21 protein-coding genes are annotated in these 20,341 nt (G+C 66.9%); 7 read left to right on the forward strand and 14 right to left on the reverse strand.

The window, feature by feature from the left end; all coding sequences use genetic code 11:
- Nucleotides 1-2,074, reverse strand: a 2,074-nt coding sequence (locus KA248_09820) for a DUF2961 domain-containing protein (protein ID MBP7830201.1), incomplete at its 3' end; no start/stop codon positions are given.
- A 150-nt stretch (nt 2,075-2,224) separates the two neighbouring features.
- Here KA248_09820 and KA248_09825 point away from each other — a divergent pair.
- A complete protein-coding gene (locus tag KA248_09825) occupies nt 2,225-2,911 on the forward strand; it encodes a hypothetical protein (protein ID MBP7830202.1) in 687 nt (228 codons plus the stop codon).
- Nucleotides 2,912-2,926: 15 nt separating this feature from the next.
- Nucleotides 2,927-3,403, forward strand: coding sequence for a hypothetical protein (locus KA248_09830; protein ID MBP7830203.1), 477 nt, complete (start codon nt 2,927-2,929; stop codon nt 3,401-3,403).
- A gap of 13 nt (nt 3,404-3,416) precedes the next feature.
- On the opposite strand, the gene KA248_09835 is transcribed toward KA248_09830, so the two are convergent.
- The 4 genes from KA248_09835 to KA248_09850 are packed head-to-tail and all read right to left on the reverse strand — an operon-like array spanning nt 3,417 to nt 6,893.
- Entirely contained in the window at nt 3,417-3,860 is a 444-nt protein-coding gene (locus tag KA248_09835) for an NUDIX domain-containing protein (GenBank protein ID MBP7830204.1), read from the reverse strand.
- Nucleotides 3,857-5,206, reverse strand: coding sequence for a bifunctional folylpolyglutamate synthase/dihydrofolate synthase (locus KA248_09840; GenBank protein MBP7830205.1), 1,350 nt, complete (start codon nt 5,204-5,206; stop codon nt 3,857-3,859). Before KA248_09840 ends, KA248_09835 begins: the two co-directional genes overlap by 4 nt.
- A 28-nt stretch (nt 5,207-5,234) precedes the next feature.
- A complete protein-coding gene (locus KA248_09845) occupies nt 5,235-6,143 on the reverse strand; it encodes an acetyl-CoA carboxylase carboxyltransferase subunit beta (GenBank protein MBP7830206.1) in 909 nt (302 codons plus the stop codon).
- Between the two features lie 21 nt (nt 6,144-6,164).
- Nucleotides 6,165-6,893, reverse strand: a complete 729-nt coding sequence (locus tag KA248_09850; protein MBP7830207.1) for a ComF family protein — start codon at nt 6,891-6,893, stop codon at nt 6,165-6,167.
- 98 nt (nt 6,894-6,991) lie between these two features.
- Here KA248_09850 and KA248_09855 point away from each other — a divergent pair, with 98 nt between their 5' ends.
- The 3 genes from KA248_09855 to KA248_09865 are packed head-to-tail and all read left to right on the forward strand — an operon-like array spanning nt 6,992 to nt 9,734.
- On the forward strand, nt 6,992-7,801 hold the full coding sequence (locus tag KA248_09855; GenBank protein MBP7830208.1) for a serine/threonine protein kinase: 810 nt from the start codon (nt 6,992-6,994) through the stop codon (nt 7,799-7,801).
- A complete protein-coding gene (locus KA248_09860) occupies nt 7,798-8,721 on the forward strand; it encodes a L,D-transpeptidase family protein (protein MBP7830209.1) in 924 nt (307 codons plus the stop codon). The genes KA248_09855 and KA248_09860 overlap by 4 nt, the downstream gene beginning before the upstream one ends.
- A gap of 20 nt (nt 8,722-8,741) precedes the next feature.
- Nucleotides 8,742-9,734, forward strand: a complete 993-nt coding sequence (locus tag KA248_09865; GenBank protein MBP7830210.1) for an acetyl-CoA carboxylase carboxyltransferase subunit alpha — start codon at nt 8,742-8,744, stop codon at nt 9,732-9,734.
- Here KA248_09865 and KA248_09870 read toward each other — a convergent pair.
- The gene (locus KA248_09870; GenBank protein ID MBP7830211.1) at nt 9,724-11,328 is read right to left on the reverse strand and encodes a hypothetical protein; all 1,605 of its coding nucleotides are present in this window, start codon (nt 11,326-11,328) and stop codon (nt 9,724-9,726) included. The genes KA248_09865 and KA248_09870 overlap by 11 nt on opposite strands.
- A 162-nt stretch (nt 11,329-11,490) precedes the next feature.
- Here KA248_09870 and KA248_09875 point away from each other — a divergent pair, with 162 nt between their 5' ends.
- The gene (locus KA248_09875; protein ID MBP7830212.1) at nt 11,491-12,504 is read left to right on the forward strand and encodes a LacI family DNA-binding transcriptional regulator; all 1,014 of its coding nucleotides are present in this window, start codon (nt 11,491-11,493) and stop codon (nt 12,502-12,504) included.
- On the opposite strand, the gene aspS is transcribed toward KA248_09875, so the two are convergent.
- From aspS to KA248_09900, 5 genes are all read right to left on the reverse strand, one after another.
- Nucleotides 12,496-14,295 carry an aspartate--tRNA ligase gene (gene aspS / locus KA248_09880; protein ID MBP7830213.1) on the reverse strand — a complete coding sequence of 600 codons (1,800 nt, stop codon included), beginning with the start codon at nt 14,293-14,295 and terminating at the stop codon, nt 12,496-12,498. The genes KA248_09875 and aspS overlap by 9 nt on opposite strands.
- Complete coding sequence (locus KA248_09885; GenBank protein MBP7830214.1) at nt 14,292-15,572, reverse strand: histidine--tRNA ligase; 1,281 nt, start codon at nt 15,570-15,572, stop codon at nt 14,292-14,294. Before KA248_09885 ends, aspS begins: the two co-directional genes overlap by 4 nt.
- 19 nt (nt 15,573-15,591) lie before the next feature.
- On the reverse strand, nt 15,592-15,873 hold the full coding sequence (locus KA248_09890) for an integration host factor subunit beta (GenBank protein ID MBP7830215.1): 282 nt from the start codon (nt 15,871-15,873) through the stop codon (nt 15,592-15,594).
- 123 nt (nt 15,874-15,996) lie between these two features.
- Complete coding sequence (locus KA248_09895) at nt 15,997-16,227, reverse strand: hypothetical protein (GenBank protein ID MBP7830216.1); 231 nt, start codon at nt 16,225-16,227, stop codon at nt 15,997-15,999.
- Nucleotides 16,228-16,243: 16 nt separating this feature from the next.
- A complete protein-coding gene (locus KA248_09900) occupies nt 16,244-17,977 on the reverse strand; it encodes a proline--tRNA ligase (GenBank protein ID MBP7830217.1) in 1,734 nt (577 codons plus the stop codon).
- A gap of 173 nt (nt 17,978-18,150) precedes the next feature.
- Here KA248_09900 and KA248_09905 point away from each other — a divergent pair, with 173 nt between their 5' ends.
- Complete coding sequence (locus KA248_09905; protein MBP7830218.1) at nt 18,151-18,567, forward strand: nucleoside 2-deoxyribosyltransferase; 417 nt, start codon at nt 18,151-18,153, stop codon at nt 18,565-18,567.
- A gap of 27 nt (nt 18,568-18,594) precedes the next feature.
- Here KA248_09905 and KA248_09910 read toward each other — a convergent pair whose 3' ends face one another.
- The 3 genes from KA248_09910 to nrdR all read right to left on the reverse strand — a co-directional run bounded on the left by KA248_09910 (nt 18,595) and on the right by nrdR (nt 19,889).
- Entirely contained in the window at nt 18,595-18,747 is a 153-nt protein-coding gene (locus tag KA248_09910; GenBank protein MBP7830219.1) for a small basic protein, read from the reverse strand.
- An 81-nt stretch (nt 18,748-18,828) separates the two neighbouring features.
- Nucleotides 18,829-19,437 carry a hypothetical protein gene (locus KA248_09915; protein ID MBP7830220.1) on the reverse strand — a complete coding sequence of 203 codons (609 nt, stop codon included), beginning with the start codon at nt 19,435-19,437 and terminating at the stop codon, nt 18,829-18,831.
- Nucleotides 19,434-19,889: a transcriptional repressor NrdR gene (nrdR, locus tag KA248_09920; GenBank protein ID MBP7830221.1), complete on the reverse strand. Its 456-nt coding sequence runs from the start codon at nt 19,887-19,889 to the stop codon at nt 19,434-19,436. The genes KA248_09915 and nrdR overlap by 4 nt, the downstream gene beginning before the upstream one ends.
- Between the last annotated feature and the right edge of the window lie 452 nt (nt 19,890-20,341).

Genomic DNA, 20,341 nt, shown 5'->3' on the forward strand with positions numbered 1-20,341 from the left:
CCCCCCCCCAGCCCCCCGCCGGCGGGAAGAGGTATTTCCACTCGGGCGGCGGGACCAGGAGCCCGGGGTGCATGCGCAGGGCCGCCTGCAGCCAGCTGGGATACGGGCTCCAGAGCGTGTGCAGGGCCAGCGCATGCCGGCCCGGGCCGAGCGTCACACCCTGGACCATCGCCCGCTCGGGCCGGCCCGCCGAGACCGCGTCCTGCCCGTCCAGCAGCGCGCGCGCGGGCGCGGTGCTGTAGAGGCTCAACAGCGCGTGGTCCGGGCTCTCGTGGAACCAGAGCAGCAGTTTCGCCTGCTCGAGGGCGTCCGCATCCGTCTCGCCGGCGATGAACTTCTCGTATTCCGGGCGCACGGCCTCGATCCCTTCCAGCCGCTCCCGGTAGGCGAGCTGCCGCAGCTTGAGGAGGGCGGCGCGCGGGAACTTCGGATACAGCTGGAGGAAGGCGTCGATGTATTCCCGCGCGCCGCGGTAGTCGCCGAACCGCTCGAAGTTGAGCAGCTCGGTCATGACCGTGCCCTCGGCCAGGGGATCGCGGGGCGGGCGGCGGTCGGCCGCCGGGCCCAGCACCGAGCCCGCGGGGCGCGGCTCGGCGAGGTAGTACCAGGCGACGCTCTCCATCGCGCCGCGGCTCGCGTGATCGGGGCCGCGCTCGAAATGCATACGGAACGCGCGCTCGAACCTCGGCGCGTCCAGCAGGTGCAGCTTGTATTGGACGGTGCGGAAAAAGGCCTTGAACGGGAGCCCGTGCACGGGCCGCGCGATGACGTTCTGGTAGTACCAGCCGCCGTTGAAGTAATCCTCCAGGCCGGTGCCCCGCCAGCGCGGGGCCGCGGCGCCGTCGATATACATCTCCTCGTCGCCCTCGAGGATCCACCAGCTCCGGTCCTCGCTCAAGACGGCGAGGATGCAGCCGACGTACTTGCCCGCGCCCTCCGTGTCCAGGATGGGATGCGGCCGGCCGACGTCGCGCGCCGTGCTCTTCGACCAGTGCGCGTGCAGGTACCCCCACCCCGGCTCCCACGCGGGCAGCGCCTGCACCTCGGCGCGGGCCGACACGGTGACCGGGCGGTCCGATTGATTTTCCACCCGCACGCGCGCGCGCTTCTCAAAGGGCATCGGGAACCGCGAGACGAACGTGTCGTTCGTCAGGCCGAAGAACATCGAGTGATACCGGACCCGCCGCCAGACCTGCCCGAAGAAATCGCCGAGCGGCGTTTCGACCGCGGCGGCCCCGGCATCGTTCCAGAGCACCTTCAGCACCAGCTCGCGGCCGAGGCCCTCGCGCGCCACCGGGTCCGCGATCGGCCCGTAGTCCGGCGTGAGGCTCAACTCCCGGATCACGGCGGGGCCGGTCACGTCCAGCAGGTCCGCCGACTCGCCGGGCTGCAGCGTGCGCGTGGATTCGGCCGCCGTGCAACCCTCCGGCACCGGCGCCCGGCCGCCGGCGGCCCAGGCGTCGCGGATTTTTTGGATTTCCGCAAGGGCCTCTTTGGAATACACGCCGCGAAATTCCTCCGTCGTCATCCCTTCGGGAAGGCGCGAGTAATTGATCTGGTAGAACAGGCGCGGCCAGCCGCCCGGCTTGAAGCCGCCTTCCTGGACCATGACCACCAACCGCTTCCGGAACGGGACGGGCACCAGGTTGAACCAGCAGTAGTTTTCGTAGGCCGCCAGCGGGTGGCGCCAGGGATCCGTGCCGCCGCAGAAGCCTTCGAGCGTCGTATCCACGGAGGGCTCGCGCTCCCCATCGAAGTAGAGGCGAAGCCGGTGCTGGCCGTTGTCCGCGCCGGTGAACCAGAACCGCGACAGGTAGCCCGGCCCCTCGAGGTCCGCCAGCACGACCCAGCCCTTCGGGCCCTTGCGCAGCGGATGGTTGTAGTCGTCGTTCTTGCCGCTCGGGTCCACGGAGGAAAGCAGCGTCGTGTCGGGCACGTCGAGGCGCGCCGCCTGGAGCGGATCGCCCCACCGCCGGATCAGTTCCGCCGTTGTCAGGACCTCGGCCGGTTCGCGATGCCCGCAGCCGGCGGAACACAGGAGCAGGATCGGGAGGAGAGCGTTTCGGAGTTTCATGGACCGGACTCTAGTGGACGCCCCGCATCGAGTCAACGCCCGGCGTCTATTTCTTGACATTCCCGCGGCGACGGACAAGAGTGCCCGCCAACAGGAGAGAGCGCCTCGGACAGCGCCGGGGTTCAGACACCGTTGGTCGCGGGGGATATCATGAGTATAGACATCCTGTCCAAACGCATTTCCTTCATTTTCGCCTTCACGATCGCGTTCACGTTTTATCCCCTCTTCTTCCTGCTCGATGTCATCATGTACCCCGAGCACACGGGGCTGATACTCCAGATCCGGCTTAGCACGATGGGCGTCTTTCTCCTCCTGCTCGCCGTCACGCGACGGCTGAAGGAGCACGTCGTGATGACGCTGATCTTCATCGCCGCGGCCTGGAGCATCAGCGTCATGTGCTACGCCACCGGCGACGGGTTCGCATCGTCCTATTACTCGGGCGTGGTCCTGTGCATCATCGTGTCCTCCGTGTTCTTCCGGATCGAGACCCGCTACTACACCGCCATGACGGCGATCGTCCTCCTGCTCCATTTCGGGCTGCTCTCCCTCCTGCCCTTCACGTTCCGCGACCTGATGATGAACGTGTTTTTCCTCGGCTCCGCCGCGCTGTTCACCTCGTTGATCCATGCCATCATCCTGTACTTCTCGCGCGAGGTGAAAACGCTGTCGGGGTTCCTGCCCATCTGCGCGCAGTGCAAGAAGGTGCGCGACGACAAGGGGTACTGGAACCAGATTGAAATGTACCTGAAGGTGCATTCCGGGACGCAGTGCACGCACGGCCTGTGCCCCGAGTGCGCCAGGGCGCTGTATGCGTTGGACGGGCTCGAACAACCGTAACCAGGAGGACCGGCGATGACCACGGAACGTAAGGACGCGTGCTGCCCGGAGTTCGATCCCGGGCCGTGGAAGGACAAGGAGCTCGAGTGGCGGGATCGGCTTTTCGTGCGGGACCGCGTGAGGAGCTTCCTGCACATCCCGCTGAACTTCGGCGCGGTGATGACGCGCGGCGTCGCCGCGCTCGAGGCCGCCGGCGCCAGGCCGGACCCGATGCTCGTCCTGTCCGATGAGAACTCCCTGTGGGGCGCGGACGTGTATCTCGAGGCGACGAGGGACGTGCCGGGCGCGCGGATGGCCCGGATCTCGGGGACGTTTCTCTCGAAGGTCTTCGAGGGGCCCTACCGGAACATGGGAACCTGGATCCGGGAGATGCAGCAGCACGTGAAAGACAAGGGCCGGGAACTCCGGAAGCTGTACTTCTACTACACCACCTGCCCGAAGTGCGCGAAGAAGCACGGCAAGAACTACGTCGTGCTCCTGGCCCAGGTGTAGGATCGCCGCCGGATCAGCGCGGGTAGGTGCTGGCCCACGGGGCCGCGCCGGGCTTCTTCAGCCAGGCCCCGAGGCATATGCGCAGGGGCGCCGGCTCGACCGCAAGGTCGCCGAGGCGGCGGATCGGCCACCAGAAGAATTCCAGCTTCTCCTCCGTCGAGGGCACGGGCGCGCCCGGGCGGCGGCCGGGCAGCCGCAACTCGAAGACCAGGTTGATCTCGCACACGCGCTCGCCCTTGTGGAGGAAAGTGTGCTCGATGGCCCCGAGGAACCGCCCGACGCGGCACGCGAGGCCGGTCTCCTCCTGCATCTCGCGGGCCAACGCGGCGGGCGCGCTTTCGTTCCACTCGATGTGCCCTCCGGGCAGGTAGCAGTTGCCCTTCTTCCGGTTCCGGCAGACCAGCACCTTGCCGCCCGCCGCCAGGACGCCCCGCGCGATGAATTCGATTGCCTTCATGGCTCCTCCCTTTCCGCCTCGCGGCGCAGGGGCTCCAGGTCGTGAAGGCCCATCGCCTCGAAGACCTCGCCGGCCAGGAACAACGAGCCGGCGATGCAGACGGCTCCGTCCCGCTGGATGGCCCATTCCTTCGACTGCCGGAGCGCCTCGCGCAGCGGGAGGCCCTCCGCCTCCAGGCCGGCGGCCCGGAGGCCGGAGACGAGCCGGTCCAGCGGGAGGGCGCGTTCGCTGCGGAGCGGCACCGCCCAGCATTTTTTCACGCAGGACGCCAGCGGCCGGATGAACCCCGCGAGGTCCTTGTCGGCCAGCAGCCCGGTGACCAGTCCGACCTCCTTCCGGCGCAGCACGCGTTTGAGCGTGTCGGCCAGCCCTCGCGCCGCGTCGGGATTGTGCGCCACGTCCAGGATGACCGGCGGATTCTTCGACAGGACCTGGAACCGCGCCGGCCACCAGACCCGCTCGAGACCGCACCGGATCGCGTCCTCGCCGCAGGAAAAGGAGGACAGGCCGCCCAGGCCCTCCAGGGCCGCCACGGCCGTGGCCGCGTTTTCCAGTTGGTGCGCCCCAAGCAGGGGCAAAATGAGCGGCCCGTACACGGCCTCCGCGGTTTCGACCTGGATGCTCTGGCCGTCCAGCGTGGCGCGAGGTGAACGCACGTTCACCGTCTCCTCGACGGGAATCCAGGGCGCCCCGCGCTCCCGGGCGACGGACCGCACGACCGCGCGGGCCTGGTCGGGCATCGCGCCGGCGACGACCGGGACGCCCGGCTTGATGATCCCCGCCTTCTCGCCGGCGATCTGTTCCAGGGTGGACCCGAGATACTCCGTGTGCTCGATCCCGATCCGGGTGATCACGCAGACGAGCGGGCGGACGATGTTGGTCGCGTCGAGCCGGCCGCCGAGCCCGGTCTCCAGCACGGCGATCTGCACCCCGCTCCGCCGGAAGTGTTCGAAGGCCATGGCCGTCGCGAATTCGAAGAAGGTGGCCTCGCGTCCGCCCGCGGCAACGCCGGCCCGGTCGGCAGCGTCCACGGCCTCGATCAGGCCGGCGAGTTCCTCGTCGGATACGGGCCGGCCCCCGACCCGGATCCGCTCGTGGAACCGCACGAGGTGCGGCGAGGTGTAGAGGCCGGTGACGAAGCCGGCCGCGCGCAGGGCGCGCTCGACGACGGCGCACACGGAGCCCTTGCCGTTGGTGCCGGCCACGTGAACGCAGGCAAAGGTCCGCTCGGGACGATCGAGGCGCGCGGCAAGGGCGTCCATCGTCTCCAAGCCCATCTTGATGCCGTGGGCCGTGCGGCGGTAGAGCCGTTCCAGGAAAGGGGCCGTTGGCGCGTCCGTCTTCATGATCTTCCCGCCGCGCCGATCGCGGATCCTAGGCCTCGGTCGGCGCCGCCGGTTCCGGCTCGGGCGCCGGGGACGGAGCCAGCGGCGCCGCGGCCGGGCGGCCCATCATGAAATCCAGCAGGCGCACGAGGGTGGCCTTGAGTTCCTTGCGGGGCACGATCAGATCGATAAGCCCGTGCTTCAGGAGAAACTCCGCCCGCTGGAAACCTTCGGGGAGGTCCTGCTGGGTGGTCTCCTTGATCACGCGCGGGCCGGCAAAGCCGATGAGGGCGCCGGGCTCGGCGACGATGACGTCGCCGAGGGTGGCGTAGCTGGCCATGACGCCGGCCGTGGTCGGATGGGTCAGGAGGCTGATGTACGGCAGTCCCGCGTCCGCGTGCCGGGCGAGGGCGCCGCTGGTCTTGGCCATCTGCATGAGGCTCAACATGCCCTCGTACATGCGGGCGCCGCCCGAGGCGCAACTGATGAGCGCGGGCAGCCGCTCGCGCGTGGCGCGCTCGACGAGACGGGTCACCTTTTCCCCGACCACGGAGCCCATGCTGGCGCCGAGGAAACTGAAATCCATCACGCCGATCGCGACCCGGTGGGCGCCCATCCGCGCGCGGCCGCACATCATCGCGTCGCGGAAGCCGGTCTTTTTCCGGTTCTCCTCGAGCTTCTCGAGGTACGGCGCGGTGCCGGTGAAGCCCAGCGCGTCCACGCTGTGGAGGTGGTCGTCCCACTCCTCGAACGAGCCGGGCTCGACGAGCAGTTCGAGTCTCTGGCGGCGACCGACCTGGAAATGATGCTCGCATTTCGGGCAGACGCTCAAGGCGGCTTCCAGTTCCTGCTTGAAGATGATCTCGTTGCAGGAGGGGCATTTCAGCCAGAGCCCGTCGGGCATGTCCCGTTTACGGACCTTGACCGTGGAATAGTTTCTCTTCCTTAAAAAAGCCATGGGCGTCTCCGGTTTCCCGACTCACCCGCGGGCCAGCGTGGCCACGTACACCCTCGATGCGCCGCACACCTTGAGCACCCGGGCGCATTCGTTCACCGTCGCTCCCGTGGTCATCACGTCGTCGACCAGCAGCAGCCGCAGCCCTTCTATCCATTGCGGCTTGCGGACCTCGAAAGCGCCCTTAACGTTAGCGGCCCGCTGGGGGGCTGTCAAATGAGTTTGGGTCGGCGTGGGCCGGGCGCGCCGGAGGCAGCCGTGCAGGAAGGGTTTGCGCAGATTCCGGGCGAGCGCGGCGCCCAGGAGCTGCGCCTGGTTGAAGCCGCGCTCACGCTCCTTCGCGGGGTACAGCGGCACGTCGACGACGGCATCCGCCTCCAGGTCGGTGAACTGCGACTCGACGCAGCCGTGCAGCAGGCGGTCCAGGTCGGGCTGCAGCCAGAGGGCCGCGTCGTACTTGAAGGCGCGCAGGAGTTGCTGTGCGACGCCCCGGTAGCGCACGGCCGAGCGGGCGCGTTCGAAGTGGATGGGCTCGGCCGTGCAGGTGTAGCAGGTATAGGCGTGGTCCACCCGGCCCTCGATGGGATCCCCGCACCGCGCGCAAAACGGCAGCCGCACGAACGGGACGGCCGCGAGGCAGTTCCAGCAGAGATAGCCCTCCCCGTCCGCGGCCGGGCCTCCGCAACCCGCGCACCCGCGCGGGTAGAGCATGTCCAGCCAACACGCCGCCGCTTTATGCCACATCCGGCTCATGGGGATTCGCCGGAAAGCATTACAGCGTGTTCGAGCCGGGGTCCGCAAGGCCCATTTTTTGCCTTTTTTTCCGCGGCGGCTCCGGTAAACTACGCGCGATGAACACACGGGAATTTGCCGGATATGCCATTGTCCGCAACCTGGCCGGCGGCGGGATGACGCGCCTGTTCGTGGCGCTGGACAGCTCCCAAAACCGTGTCGTGCTGCGCTACCTGCTGGAGAACTGGGCCCGCAAGTGGCGTTTCCGCAAGCGGTTCTTCCACGGGGCCAAGGTGCTGGCCAAGCTGAACCACCCGCATATCGTCAAGGTGCTCAAGACCGGCTACGAGGGGCGCATCCCCTACATGACCCTGGAATTCGTCGAGTCGCGTACCCTGCGCGACCTGATCCTCTACCGCGATCCCCTTCTCACCCAGAACGTCCTCTCCCTCATGCGCCAGATGGCGGCCGCCCTCTTCTACATCCACTCGCAAGGCTTCCTCCACCTCGACTGGAAGCCGGAAAACATCCTGGTCCGGCCGGACGGCCACATCGTCATCATCGACTTCGACCTGGCCATGAAGCGCAAGCGCCGGCCGATCCGCGTGAAGGAACTGCCCGGCACGCCGTCGTACATCGCGCCCGAGGCGTTGACCCGCCACGTCGTGGACGAGCGGTCGGACATCTACAGCCTCGGCGTGACCTTCTACGAGATGCTGACCTACCACAAGCCTTTCGAGGGCGACAAGATCGAGCAGGTCCGCGCCGCGCAGATCGATCCGAACACCCCCCCCACCCGCCCGCGCCAGTACAACCCCGAGGTGCCGGCGGCCATGGAATCCCTGGTGCTGAAGTGCTTGGCCAAGCAGCCGGATGACCGGTATCCGTCCTTGAGCCTGGTCATCCGCGATCTCGAGGCGCTCCTATGAAGGACCTGTACCTCCGGCCCCAACGGTCGACCCGGGGCTGCCTGGTGGCGTTGATTCTCCTGCTGGTGGCGCTCCTGGCGGCCTGGTGGTTCTGGCGGCGGCCCCGGCGCGAGGAGCCGGAGCCGGTTCCCGCGCCCGAGACCGTGGAAGCGGCAGCCCCGGAAGCCGGGCCGGCCCCGGTAAAGTCCGTCCCCCTCCCCGCCGCGCCCGCGATGGATCCCGGCCTGGGGCTGCTGGCCCGGGCCCGGGATCTGCGCGCCGCGGACAAACTGGTCGAGGCCCGCGACACGGCCTGGCAGACACTGGACCAGTCCTCCAACGAGGTCGCGCGGACGGGGGCGGAAGCCCTGCTCGGCGAGGTCAATATCGAACTCCTGATGAGCCCGCGCATGATGCCGGAAAAGGAGGAGTACGTCGTCGTTTCGGGCGATTCGTTGGACAAGCTACGGAAGAAATTCGGGACCACCGTCGAGGTGATCCGCCGCGGCAACCGGATCCCGGGCGACGTGATCCGGGCCGGCGACCGGTTCCGTATCTTCAAGGGCCGGTTCACCATCGAGGTCAGCAAGACCCGCAACGACCTGGTGGTCCGGATGAACGACCGGTTCTTCAAGCGCTACCGCGTGGGCACGGGCGAGTTCGGCAAGACGCCGGTGGGCGATTTCGTCATCAAGGAGAAAATCGCGCAGCCGACGTGGTGGCGGCCCGACGGCAAGCCGATCCCGTTCGGCGATCCCGAGAACGTGCTGGGGACGCACTGGCTGTCCCTGGACATCCCGGGCTACGGCATCCACGGCACGTGGGAGCCCGACACGATCGGCAAACAGGCCAGCGCCGGCTGCATCCGGCTGCTCAACGCGGAAGTCGAGGAACTGTTCAACCTGGTGCCGGAAGGCACCCCGGTCCGCATCGTGGAATAACGCATCGCGGAGGAACATCCGTGCCCCCTTATATCCTGCCCTTCGAGAAGCCGATCCTGGACCTGGAGAAGAAGCTCGAGGACCTCCGCGCTTTCAGCCAGGCCCAGAACATCGACGTGTCGCTCGAGGTCGAGCGCATGCAGAACAAGATCACCGAGATGCGCCGCGAGGTGTACCAGAACCTCGGCGCGTGGGACAAGGTGCTGGTCGCGCGGCATCCGCAGCGGCCGTACATGCTGGACTACCTGGCCGCGATGACCGCGGATTTCACCGAGCTGCACGGCGACCGGGTTCACGCGGACGACCGCGCCATCATCGGCGGCTTCGCGTGGCTGGGCGACCGCCGCGTCATGTTCATCGGCACCCAGAAGGGCCGCGACACCAAGAGCAACCTCGAGCGCAATTTCGGCTGCGCGTATCCCGAGGGTTACCGCAAGGCGCTGCGCCTCATGAAGCTGGCCGCCAAGTTCGGGACGCCCATCGTGACGCTGATCGACACCCCGGGCGCCTACCCGGGCATCGAGTCCGAGGAGCGCCATATCGCCGAGGCCATCGCCGTCAACCTGCGCGAGATGTTCCGGCTGCCCGTGCCGATCGTCGTCACGGTCATCGGCGAGGGCGGCAGCGGCGGGGCGCTGGGCATCGGCGTGGGCGACCGCGTGCTGATCCTGGAATACAGCTATTACTCGGTCATCTCGCCGGAGGGTTGCGCGGCGATCCTCTGGAAGAACCGGGCCCACGCCAGCCGGGCGGCCGAGGCGCTGAAGCTCACGGCGCCGGACCTGCTCAAGGCCGGGCTGGTGGACGAGGTGCTGCCCGAGCCACCGGGCGGCGCGCACGCCGACCCCGCCGCCATGGCGGCCACGCTGAAGGACGCCCTGCTCCGGAACATCGAGGACCTGGAGCAGCGGCCCGTGGACCAGCTGCTCCAGCAGCGATACGACAAGTTCCGCGCCATGGGCGTCTTCGGCGAAGACCGGGCCCCCGCCGAGCCGGCCCCGGCTACAGGTTGACGACGATCCGGTTGTTCGTGTCGTCGGTCTCGTCGACCCGACCCGCATTCCCTTGGTAGTCGCCGGCCTGCGGATCCACCATGAAAACCATGGCGTTGAAGCTGCCGTTGACCGGATTGGGTATGGACAGGGTCACCGTGGCCTCGCCGCGTTCCAGCAAATCGGTCAGCGCCGTGCCCATGATGGCCATGACCGTGTTCCACGACGGCTTGACCCGCGGACGGGTGTACCCGCCCGTCGCGGCGTCCCGGACCAGGCCCTCGTAGGCGATGTAGACGTACCGCTGGCCCGCGGCCAGGACCGGCCGGTTCCAGGGCAGCCGGTTGCGGATCGTGAGCCGCGCGCGACTGGACGTGCGGCCCGGGATGGGCGTGATCACCGCGGACGTGATTTCCAGGTCCGCCAGGTGCTTCACCTCGACCCCGATGCCGCCGTCCTCCCGCGGCGCGCCGCAGGTGATGCGGACGCCGTTGTAGGGATCGAGCACCGACCGGCCGGGCAGCAGGAAGGCGTCCACGAAATCGCCGCCGGCGCCGTACTCCTCGGGCAGGGATTCCGGCGCGGCATCGAGCAGCCAGGTTGTACCGAGCGCGCCATCGGTGAGCATGCCGCCCCGGATCAGGATCCCGCCGGTATCCACCGGCCACGGCGCATTGAAGTGGCCTTCCCGAAGGGCCTGCAGCCTTTCATCGAATCCGGCCGCGAACCGGTATTCCAGGTAATACCGGCTGATGGCCACCGCATCGGCCACGACGGGGATGGGTTGGACCAGGGGGATCGTGATAAGTTTGGTCTCCGGTCCGCCTCTTTCCTGCGGGTACAGGACGTGGGTGCCGGACCGATCGGCGACAATCTCCTCGTTCTCCGACAGCCAACCGATTTCCCTCTTGAAGGCCGCGTTGGGATGGGCTGCCCACCAGCGCCCGCCCATGATGTCAAAAGGATCTCCTCCGGCATACTGCCGCGTGATGTTGAGGTCCGTGCCGACAAACGCGGCTCCGCAATCGAGCGTGTTGGCATGTCCCCGAACGCCGAACGAATGCATCAGTTCATGGGTCACGGTGGAATTCCGCGTGCCGTCTATCGTCCAGGGATACAGGCGATCCCAGATGATGCAGCGGGTGGCCGCCACCTGGCCATCGGGAGTCGTGATGGCGATGGGGCCGAAGGTGGAGACGCCGGCGGCATGACCCTGCACGCCGTGGAGCACGAAGACAATCTTGTTATACGCCCGGAAATCCGGCACGTCGGCCTGCGCCGCCGCGAACACGCGGTCCAGGTCCGGCCAGACCCCCTCCCGCAGCTCCTCGGCGGGAAAACTGTACCAGCCGAACACGTCGCCGACCAGGTCGGCCTGCCCGCAGGAGGCCTCCCGGATAAACGCCGCCCAGGAGTTATCGGCATCGAAGAAGGCGGAGCGCCATTCCTCGGCCGACGCCTGCGCCCCGTCGCTCGCGTAGTCGAGCAGGAACACCGCGGTCCGCTGCGCGCCGAAGGCCCAGGGATTGGCCGCGGCGGCCGGCGGTATCCGGCCTCCCGTCATCCACAATACGATGCCCAGAATCAGAATCCGCGTCCTTGCTTTTGTTGTCATGGATGCTCTCCTCTCTTGCCCATATTCATGATGTCGCCTCCGTGTTGTATTTCGTCCCGGGGGCGGGGAGAAATATTTCATCTCGCATGACAGAGAGAACCGCTTGTGCTATACTGTTTAAGGTGGTCAATATAATCGTTTAAGTTTGAACAGGTTGCGTTTATGCCGCTGCTATCGAGAAAGCCGCGTCCCATCACAATCCATGACGTGGCCTTGCGCGCGGGAGTGTCCATCGCCACGGTTTCCAACGTGCTCAAGGGACGCATGTCGGAGGTCTCCCCCGCGACCGCGGAACGCGTACAGCGGGTCGTCGAAAAAATGGGCTACGTCAAGAACCTGACGGCCGCGGCCCTCTCCAGCCAGCGCTCCGGCCTGGTCGGGGCCATCATCATCGGGGTCTTCGATCCGCACTCCACCGAGCGTGAACAGGAGGTGAACCCCTTTTACGGTGAGTTCCTGTTCCGCCTGGAGCGCGAACTGCAATCCTCCGGCAGCACGCTTTGCGTCTACGCCGGCCGGGAGGAGGCCTACGTCAACTTCCTCCTCGAGCGCAACCTGGACGGGGCGATCCTGCTCGGCGTGATCGGCAAGGACATGCCCACGGTGCTCGAGCGGCGCGATGCCCGCCTCGTGCTGTTCGACTCTTTCGTCCACCACCGCACGCACATGCGCGTTCAGACGGACGAACTGAAGGGCGGCGGCATGTCCGCCGATTTCCTGATCACCCGGGGCCGCAAGCACCTGGCCTTCGTGGGCGGGGCCGTGCGGGACTTCCCCTCGAATATTCCCGCCGTCCGCTTCGAGGGCGCCACGCGGGTCTGCGACCAGTCCGGGATCCGCCTTCTCCTGGTCGAGGAGTGGACCTCTTTCGAGGGCGGCCGGCGCGCCGCCCGCCGGGTGCTGGAACTGAAGCCCGACGGCGTGATCGTCGCGGCGGACATCATGGCCGCGGGCCTCGTCCGCGGCCTGCAGGAGGCCGGCGCGAAGGTGCCGGACGATATCGCCGTGGTCGGCTACGACGACCTGCCCTTCGCCCGGATGGTCTCTCCCCCCCTCACCACGGTGCGCCAGGGCCTGCAGGAAAAAATCGAGGCCGCCGTGGACCTCCTGAAGAACGGGGAGAAGGGCGAGGTGCGGGTCATCAAACCCCACCTCGTCGTGCGCGAATCAGCTTGAGGCCGCGACGGCAGGGGGATTCCCGGCCGGCAGGTCCAGCCGGATGTGCACGTCCCGCAGTTGCTTCGCGTCGACCTTCGCGGGGGCGTTCATCATCAGGTCCATCGCCTTCTGGGTCTTCGGGAACGCGATGACGTCCCGGATGGATTCGCCCCCGACCATCAGCATGACCAGGCGGTCGAGCCCCAGCGCGATGCCGCCGTGCGGCGGCGCGCCGTAGCTGAACGCGCGAATCAGGTGTCCGAACCGGTCCTCGATCTCCGCCGGCGGGATGCCCAGTATTCCGAACATCTTCGCCTGCAGTTCCGGGTCGTGTATACGGATGCTTCCGCCGCCCAGCTCGACGCCGTTCAGCACGATGTCGTAGGCCTGCGCCCGGACTTTCAGCGGATCGCTTTCCAGGAACGGGAGATCCTGGACGTGCGGCGCCGTGAACGGATGGTGCATGGCCTGCAACTCGCCCTGGTCATTTCTTTCAAACAGCGGGAAATCGGTGACCCACATGAAGGCGAACTTCTTCGGATCGATCAGCCCCGCCGCCTCGCCGGCGATCAGCCGGATACGCCCGAGCGCCGTGTTGACCGTCGCCAGCTTGTCCGCTCCGAACATCACCAGGTCGCCCGGCTCGATGCCGAGTTTCTTCGTCAGGCCCTCCCTCTCGGACTCGGAGAGAAACTTCGCGATCGGCGACTTCCACTCGCCCTCGGGCGAGACGCGGATGTACGCCAGGCCGCCCAGCCCCGCGTCCTTGGCCATCGCCGTCCAGTCGTCCATGACCGACAGCGAGGTGTGCCCCTGCCCCTTCGCGTTCAGGGCCTTGACCACCCCGCCCTTCCCCAGGACGTTGGCGAAGACCTTGAGCTGCGTGCCCGCGAACACGTCGGAGACGTCCGTCATCTCCATGCCGAACCGCACGTCCGGCTTGTCGCTGCCGAAGCGATTCATCGCGTCGTCGTACGACATGCGCGGCAGCGGCAGGGCGAGGTCTCCGTGGCCCGCCGCCTTCATGATGACGGCCAGCAGGCCGTCGATGATCCCGTAAAGGTCCTCGGGCGTGACGAAGGAGAGTTCCATGTCGATCTGCGTGAACTCCGGCTGGCGGTCCGCGCGCAGGTCCTCGTCCCGGAAGCAGCGGGCCACCTGGTAGTAGCGGTCGAACCCCGCGAGCATGAGCAGCTGCTTGTACTGCTGCGGCGACTGGGGCAGCGCGTAGAACGTGCCCGGGAGGATGCGGCTGGGCACGAGGTAGTCGCGCGCGCCCTCCGGCGTGCTCTTGGTCATCATCGGGGTCTCGATGTCCATGAACCCGGCGCGGTCGAGGTACACCCGGATGGCCTGCACCATCTCGTGGCGGGACCGCAGGTTCCGCTGCATCTGCGGGCGGCGCAGGTCAAGGTAGCGGTAGGCCATCCGCAGGTCCTCGGCCACCTTCGCGGCCTCGTCGTCGTCCAGCGGGAAGGGCGGCGTGGCGCTGCGGTTAAGGACCGCGATGGTGTTCGAGCGTACCTCGATCTCGCCCGTGGCCAGCTTCGGGTTGGCCATGTCCGCCGGACGCGGTTCGACCGCGCCCTCGATGCGGATGACGTACTCGCCGCGCGTCCCCTGCGCCCGGTCCCAGGCTTCCTGCGAATCGCGCGGGTCGAAGATTACCTGGGTCACGCCGTAGCGGTCGCGCAGGTCGATGAAGATCACGCCGCCGTGATCCCGGACGGTGTCCACCCAGCCGCACAACCGGACCCGCTGCCCGATGTGCTCCTTTCTCAACTCCCCGCAGGTATGCGAACGCATCATATCGAAGTTCCTTCCGCCCGGGACGCCAGGATCAGCCGCTCCACCAGGGCGGGCAATTCCAGCTCCTCCTGCGCCCCGTCTTTCATGCTTTTCAAAACGACCAGGCCTTTCTGCAATTCCAATTCGCCGCGGATGACGGCATAGGCGGCCCCGCTCCGGTTGGCGGCGCGCATCTGCGCCTTGACGCTCCGCCCGTCCAGGGCGAGGCCGCAGGCGATGCCCCGGGCCCGGAGAGTCTGTGCCAGCACCAGGTTCTGCTCCAGCGCGCCGGGTCCCTGCGACACGATCCACGCCACCGGGACGCCGCGCCGGGACGACGGCGCGCCGGACCGGTCCTGCGCCACGGCGGTGACGATCCGTTCCAGGCCCGCGGCGAACCCGACGCCCTCGATCGCGGCGCCTTCCCATTCGATCCGGTAACGCCCGCCGCCCGCCAGCGCGTCCTGCGCGCCCAGGGCGGGGTGCTTGACCTCCCAGATCGTGTGCTGGTAGTAGTCCAGCCCGCGCACCAGGCGCGGATTGATCACGGCCGGCAATTCCAGCAACCCCAGCAGGCGCCGCACTTCCTCGAGGTAGGCCCTCGATTCCGCGCCCATGAAATCCGTCACCGGCGGCAGCCGGTCCGCGATGGCCCGGCACCCTTCCTGCTTGCAGTCGAGCACGCGCAGCACGTTGGTCCGGAGCCGGCGACGGCAGTCCTCGCACAGGGCGGACTCGTGCGGCTCGAGGGCCCGGCGCAGCCCCTCGGTCACGGCGGCCTGCTCGGCCGGCTGCCCGCGGCTGTTGATCTCGATCCGGGCGCCCTTGAGTCCCCAGGCGTTCAGCAGGTGCTGCTGGAGGGCGATGGCCTCGACATCCTGCGCGGGGCCCGGCGGGCCGATCAGCTCGACGCCCAACTGGTGGAACTGGCGGCGGCGCCCGGCCTGCGGCCGCTCGGCGCGGAACATCGGCCCCAGGTAGTACAGCCGGGCGCCCGCGGCTTCGGGCCCCAGTCCCGCCAGGTAGCGGATGACGCCCGCCGTGCCTTCCGGCCGAAGGCTGACCTGGCGCCCGCCGCGATCCTCGAAGGTGTACATCTCCTTCTGGACCACGTCGGTGCCTTCCCCCAGCGACCGTACAAAAAGCCCGGTGGGCTCCAGGATCGGGGTGCGGACCTCCCCGACCTGGTACAGGGCCAGGAGGCGGCGGGCGGTCTCCTCTACTTCCTGCCAGAGATGGATATCGGGGGAAGCAAGGTCAGACATGCCTTGCAGGGGTTGAAACGACGGGACGGTCATGAACTTTCAGGCGCGGTCTTCAAACCCCGGTGATCAGCTGTTTCATGATGCGGCCCGGCTTGAACTTGACCACCTTGCGCGCCGGGATCGTCACCACCTGGGTCGGGCGATTGGGGTTACGGCCGATGCGCGACTTGCGCTCCCGGACCTCGAACACGCCGAAGTTCCTGAACTCCACCGTGTCGCCCTTCTTCAGCGCCTCGATGATGTAGTCGAGGGTTTTCTGGATCACGGCAAACACATCCTGCTGGATGAGCCCCGTCTCATCGGCAATCCGCACCACCAGTTCTCGCTTTGTCATAGTTGCTGCGCTCCTTCACCCTGCCGGGTTGTCCGGCCCGGCCGGGCGTTTCACCCGGCTATCTGCCTCACAATCATAGGATAATAGACCCGCGGGCCGCAGGGTCAAGGGCAAAGCGAAGGCCTATCGGACCACGGTATGGATATAGCCGCAGATGGCCGCGCCGATCAGCATGAGGATGGCGAGGCTCTTGTTGAACAGGACAAAATTGGCCAGTTCCTGGGCGGACTTGGCGGCCTGCGTCGCCGCCGAGGGGAACCACCCGTCCCGGACGCACCAGAGCCCTATGGCAAGTAGAATAATGGCCCAGATCAGGAACTGCTTCGATCCCTGCACATGATAACGTCTTGCCATATCCGCCCTCTTTCGGTCAGGCCGTTCCCGGGTCGCACGCGCGACGCAGTTCCGCGAGCTTGGCGCACACGGTCTCCGCGGCGGACTCGACCGGGACCATCAGGGTTTCGCCGGTACAACGCACCCGCACCTCGAACGCGCCCTTGGCAAGCCCTCGTTCTCCCACGTTGATCCGCAGCGGCAGCCCCAGCAGGTCCGCATCCTTGAACTTCACGCCGGGCCGCTCCGGCCTTTCATCATATAGTACTTCCAGTCCGATGCCTTTCAAGCAAGAGACCAATTGCTCGGCCGCCTGGACGCTGGGTGCGTGCTGCTCGTTGATCAGCAGCACCTCGACCTCCGCCGGCGCGATCGACGCGGGCCAGACGATCCCCTGCTCGTCGTGGCTCTGCTCGATCACCGCCTGCAGCGTCCGTGTCACGCCGATGCCGTAGCAGCCCATCACGCAGGGCTTCTTCTGGCCGTCCTCGCCGAGATACATCGCCCCGAGCTGTTCGCTGTACTTGGTGCCGAGCTTGAAGACGTGCCCGACCTCGACGCCGCGCTTGGCCCGCAGCGTCCCCGCGCAGCGCGGGCAGCCGTCGCCCTCGATCGCGAAACTGATGTCGGCAAACTCCTTCACCCCCGCGTCGCGCTCGATATCCACGTTCCGGAGGTGGGCGTCCGCTTCGTTCGCGCCGGTGACCGCCCCGCGGTACCCGCGCAGCTTGAGGTCGGCGACCCGCGGGAGGGAGAGCCCGACCGGCCCGGCGAAACCCACCGGCGCGCCGGTGGTCCGCTCGATCGTCGCCGCGTCGGCCAGCTCCAGCGTCTTCGCGCCGAGGGCCCGCCGCAGCTTGATCTCGTTCACGTCGCGGTTGCCGGGCACGAGCGCGGCGACGGGCTTTCCGTCCGCCACGTAAATCAGGGTCTTGATCAGGCGCGCGGGCGGCGACCGGAAGAAGCCGGCCACCTCCTCCACGGTACGTAGCCCGGGGGTGGACACCTTCTCGACCGGCCGGTCGGCCCCGTCGAAAACCGGGATCTCCCGCAAGACGCTCTCCGCGCGCTCCAGGTTCGCCGCGTAGGAGCAGGCGTCGCACTCGACCAGCCCGTCCTCGCCCGCGTCCGCCAGGACCATGAACTCGTGAGAGGAACTGCCGCCCATGGCGCCGGTGTCGGCTTCGACGATCTTGGTCCGCAGGCCGCAGCGCTTGAAGATCCGCCGGTAGGCCTCGTACATCGCCCGGTAGCTCCTTTCGGCGCCCTCCGGGTCGGCGTCGAAGCTGTAGCCGTCCTTCATGATGAATTCCTTGGCGCGCATCAGCCCGAAGCGCGGCCGGATCTCATCCCGGAACTTGGTCTGGATCTGGTAGAGGTTGACGGGCAACTGGCGGTAGGAGCTGACTTCGTGGGCCACGAGGTCGGTGACGATTTCCTCGTGCGTCGGCCCGAGGACCAGGCCCCGCCCCTGGCGGTCCTTGACCTTGAACATCACGTCCTTGAGCACCTCGTAGCGTCCGGTCTGCTCCCAGATTTCCCGGGGGTGAAGCGCCGGCATGAGGATCTCCAGGGCGCCCGCGCCGTTCATCTCCTCGCGGACGATGCGCTCGACCTTGCGCAGGGCGCGCAGGCCGAGCGGCAGGAAGGTGTACAGGCCCGCGCCCAGCTTGCGGATCAGCCCCGCCCGCAGCATGAGTTGATGGCTGGGGATCTCCGCCTCCTGCGGGACTTCCCTCAACGTCGGGATCAATTGTCTGGACCAGCGCACGATGCCCATCCTTCGCTAGGGGGTTTGCGGCCGAGTCCGGCCGCCCGTTCGCGCTGTGTTTTCGCCGTTTTCAGGCCCGAGCGCAACAAAAAACCGCGCGGCGCGGCCCGCCGTTCTTTTCCATTGCGCCGATCTGCCGGGGCGGGTATTTTCGCGCCCCGAGGAACATCATCATGAAAAAGAAAATTTATCTCTGCGGGCCGATCATGGACGAGCACGAGGGCGTCGCACGCGCCTGGCGCGAGGAGGCCAAGAAACGGATGGGCCAGGATTTCATCCTGCTCGATCCCATGCGGCGCAACTTCAAGGATCGCGAGGTGGACAGCGCCAACGAGATCGTCGAGTTCGACCTGCAGGACATCCGCGACGCCGACATCCTGCTCGTGAACTACAGCAAGTCCTCCGTCGGCACCTCGATGGAGGTGTTCTTCGCCTCGCAGAACCTGGGGAAATTCGTCGTGGCCTTCTCGCCGTACACATTCAAGGATTGCAGCCCGTGGATGGTGCGGTTCTGCACAAAGATCCTGCCGAGCCTGGAATCCGCAACGGACTACATCCGGGAACACTTCCTGGTGCAGCACCTGGCGTGAGGCCGCGAAAACCCGCGGAGGGCCCGGTCAATGCCCCTTGGTCTTGGGCAGGCCGTAGGCGCGATCGCCGTCCTTCCACTTCCCCGCCTTCTTGAGCGTTTCGACGCGCTCAAAGCGCTTCAGGACGTTTCGCTTGGCCGCGATCTTGCCGCCGGTCTTCCAACTTGAATGAAGTGACATACCCGCAGTCCTTTTTTCACCGGTCCCCGCGGACCTTTTTGCGTTTGGCAGGGCGTAGGAATAGCAGAAAACGTGCGGATGTCAACCCTCGGGGCACCCGGTGGCGTCGTCCATCCACATGAGGCGCGGCAGGACCCGCCAGTTCCGTTGCCGGCGAAGACGGGCCAGCACCGAGTCGCCGAACCCGCGCAGTTCGTTCCGCCACCGGATCAGCGTCCGGCCCTTCAGCCCCGCGGGCGAGCCGCCGCGGACCGCCACCACCCCGAGGCCGTCCGTCGAATCCCAGAGTTCGGCCATGTCCTCCAGGAGCCGGCGCAACAGGGGCTGCCAGACCAGTTCCAGCCGGTCTCCCGGCAGGCCCGCGATGCGGCCCAGGTCGAGAATCCAGACCGGCTCGCCGCCCGCCCAATCCGAACTCCGGTAGAGCCCCGAGACCAGACGCCTCCATACTCCCAGGGATCGCAGCGGCGGCGCCGCCCGGCCATGCAGGCCGCACAAGACGGACCCGATCATGTGCCCGACGTAGTCCGAGGGAATCCACTGGCGGGCATATCGCTCCCGCCAGAACAGGGCCACGACACGCGCCACTTCCTCCGCCATCTCCGGCGCGATCGGCCCGGCGCGGCCGATCTCCCGGCGGAGATCGGCTTCCAACTCCTCCGCGCCGGCCATGGAGTGGTTCCAGATCATTGCCGCCCGATCAATCCTTCCACTTCGCTCAAGAACTGGTTCACGTCCCGGAAGCGGCGGTAGACCGAGGCGAACCGCACGTAGGCCACCTCGTCGAGCTTCTCCAGGCGGTCCATGACCTTCTTGCCGATGACCGTGCTGGGCACTTCCCGCTCGTACTCGCTCTCGAGTTCACTGACGATGCCGTCCACCAGCACCTCGACCTGCTGGCTGCTGATCGGCCGCTTCTCGCACGCACGGGTCATGCCGCTGATCAACTTGCGCCGATCAAAATCCTCGTGCCGACCGTCGCGCTTGATGACTCGCAAGTGGGCCTTCACCACCTCTTCGTAGGTGGTGAAGCGATGCTGGCAACCCAGGCAGACGCGGCGCCGACGGATCACATCGCCATTACGAACGGACCGGCTGTCGATCACCTTGTCTTCCAACTGGCCGCATTTCGGACATCTCATGATGCTGAACCCATCCCGGCACACCCCCTCCATAGGGTCTCTTGAGACACTGCCCCACAACATATAGCATTGTCAAGGTAAACATCCAAAAAATACAAAAAAATGGCGGTTCTGCCATTTTTTCAATGACAGAAACCGCCATTTCAGGTACTAATTCTTATGCACTGCCGGCTTGGTGAGAAGCCGGTAGTCGGAAGAAGACCTTACTTCTTCGCCGCTTTCTTCTTGGCGGGTTTCTTCGCCGCTTTCTTCTTGGCTGCCATTGCTATCTCCCCCCCTTCATCCCCGGTCGTTACCGTCCGGGGTTTGTTGTCATCCGACGCCCGGGAGTCTTTTTGATTTCAGCGGGATGAACCCGCCTCGATTTCATTCTCCATCAGCGCCGGACTTTCCTCGGGCTCTCCTCCGCATGAGAGCGCCGACTCAAGACAAGACGGGCTGCTTGTTCTCCC

It is taken from the genome of Kiritimatiellia bacterium (assembly GCA_018001225.1).
Taxonomy (GTDB): domain Bacteria; phylum Verrucomicrobiota; class Kiritimatiellia; order CAIQIC01; family JAGNIJ01; genus JAGNIJ01.

What these genes read in the sequence shown, in the direction of transcription:
- KA248_09825 (MBP7830202.1), top strand. Translation starts at nt 2,225, where the DNA reads ATGAGTATAGACATCCTGTCCAAACGCATTTCCTTCATTTTCGCCTTC.
- KA248_09830 (MBP7830203.1), top strand. Translation starts at nt 2,927, where the DNA reads ATGACCACGGAACGTAAGGACGCGTGCTGCCCGGAGTTCGATCCCGGG.
- KA248_09835 (MBP7830204.1), bottom strand. Translation starts at nt 3,860, where the DNA reads ATGAAGGCAATCGAATTCATCGCGCGGGGCGTCCTGGCGGCGGGCGGC.
- KA248_09840 (MBP7830205.1), bottom strand. Translation starts at nt 5,206, where the DNA reads ATGAAGACGGACGCGCCAACGGCCCCTTTCCTGGAACGGCTCTACCGC.
- KA248_09845 (MBP7830206.1), bottom strand. Translation starts at nt 6,143, where the DNA reads ATGGCTTTTTTAAGGAAGAGAAACTATTCCACGGTCAAGGTCCGTAAA.
- KA248_09850 (MBP7830207.1), bottom strand. Translation starts at nt 6,893, where the DNA reads ATGAGCCGGATGTGGCATAAAGCGGCGGCGTGTTGGCTGGACATGCTC.
- KA248_09855 (MBP7830208.1), top strand. Translation starts at nt 6,992, where the DNA reads ATGAACACACGGGAATTTGCCGGATATGCCATTGTCCGCAACCTGGCC.
- KA248_09860 (MBP7830209.1), top strand. Translation starts at nt 7,798, where the DNA reads ATGAAGGACCTGTACCTCCGGCCCCAACGGTCGACCCGGGGCTGCCTG.
- KA248_09870 (MBP7830211.1), bottom strand. Translation starts at nt 11,328, where the DNA reads ATGACAACAAAAGCAAGGACGCGGATTCTGATTCTGGGCATCGTATTG.
- KA248_09875 (MBP7830212.1), top strand. Translation starts at nt 11,491, where the DNA reads ATGCCGCTGCTATCGAGAAAGCCGCGTCCCATCACAATCCATGACGTG.
- aspS (MBP7830213.1), bottom strand. Translation starts at nt 14,295, where the DNA reads ATGATGCGTTCGCATACCTGCGGGGAGTTGAGAAAGGAGCACATCGGG.
- KA248_09885 (MBP7830214.1), bottom strand. Translation starts at nt 15,572, where the DNA reads ATGACCGTCCCGTCGTTTCAACCCCTGCAAGGCATGTCTGACCTTGCT.
- KA248_09890 (MBP7830215.1), bottom strand. Translation starts at nt 15,873, where the DNA reads ATGACAAAGCGAGAACTGGTGGTGCGGATTGCCGATGAGACGGGGCTC.
- KA248_09895 (MBP7830216.1), bottom strand. Translation starts at nt 16,227, where the DNA reads ATGGCAAGACGTTATCATGTGCAGGGATCGAAGCAGTTCCTGATCTGG.
- KA248_09905 (MBP7830218.1), top strand. Translation starts at nt 18,151, where the DNA reads ATGAAAAAGAAAATTTATCTCTGCGGGCCGATCATGGACGAGCACGAG.
- KA248_09910 (MBP7830219.1), bottom strand. Translation starts at nt 18,747, where the DNA reads ATGTCACTTCATTCAAGTTGGAAGACCGGCGGCAAGATCGCGGCCAAG.
- KA248_09915 (MBP7830220.1), bottom strand. Translation starts at nt 19,437, where the DNA reads ATGATCTGGAACCACTCCATGGCCGGCGCGGAGGAGTTGGAAGCCGAT.
- nrdR (MBP7830221.1), bottom strand. Translation starts at nt 19,889, where the DNA reads ATGAGATGTCCGAAATGCGGCCAGTTGGAAGACAAGGTGATCGACAGC.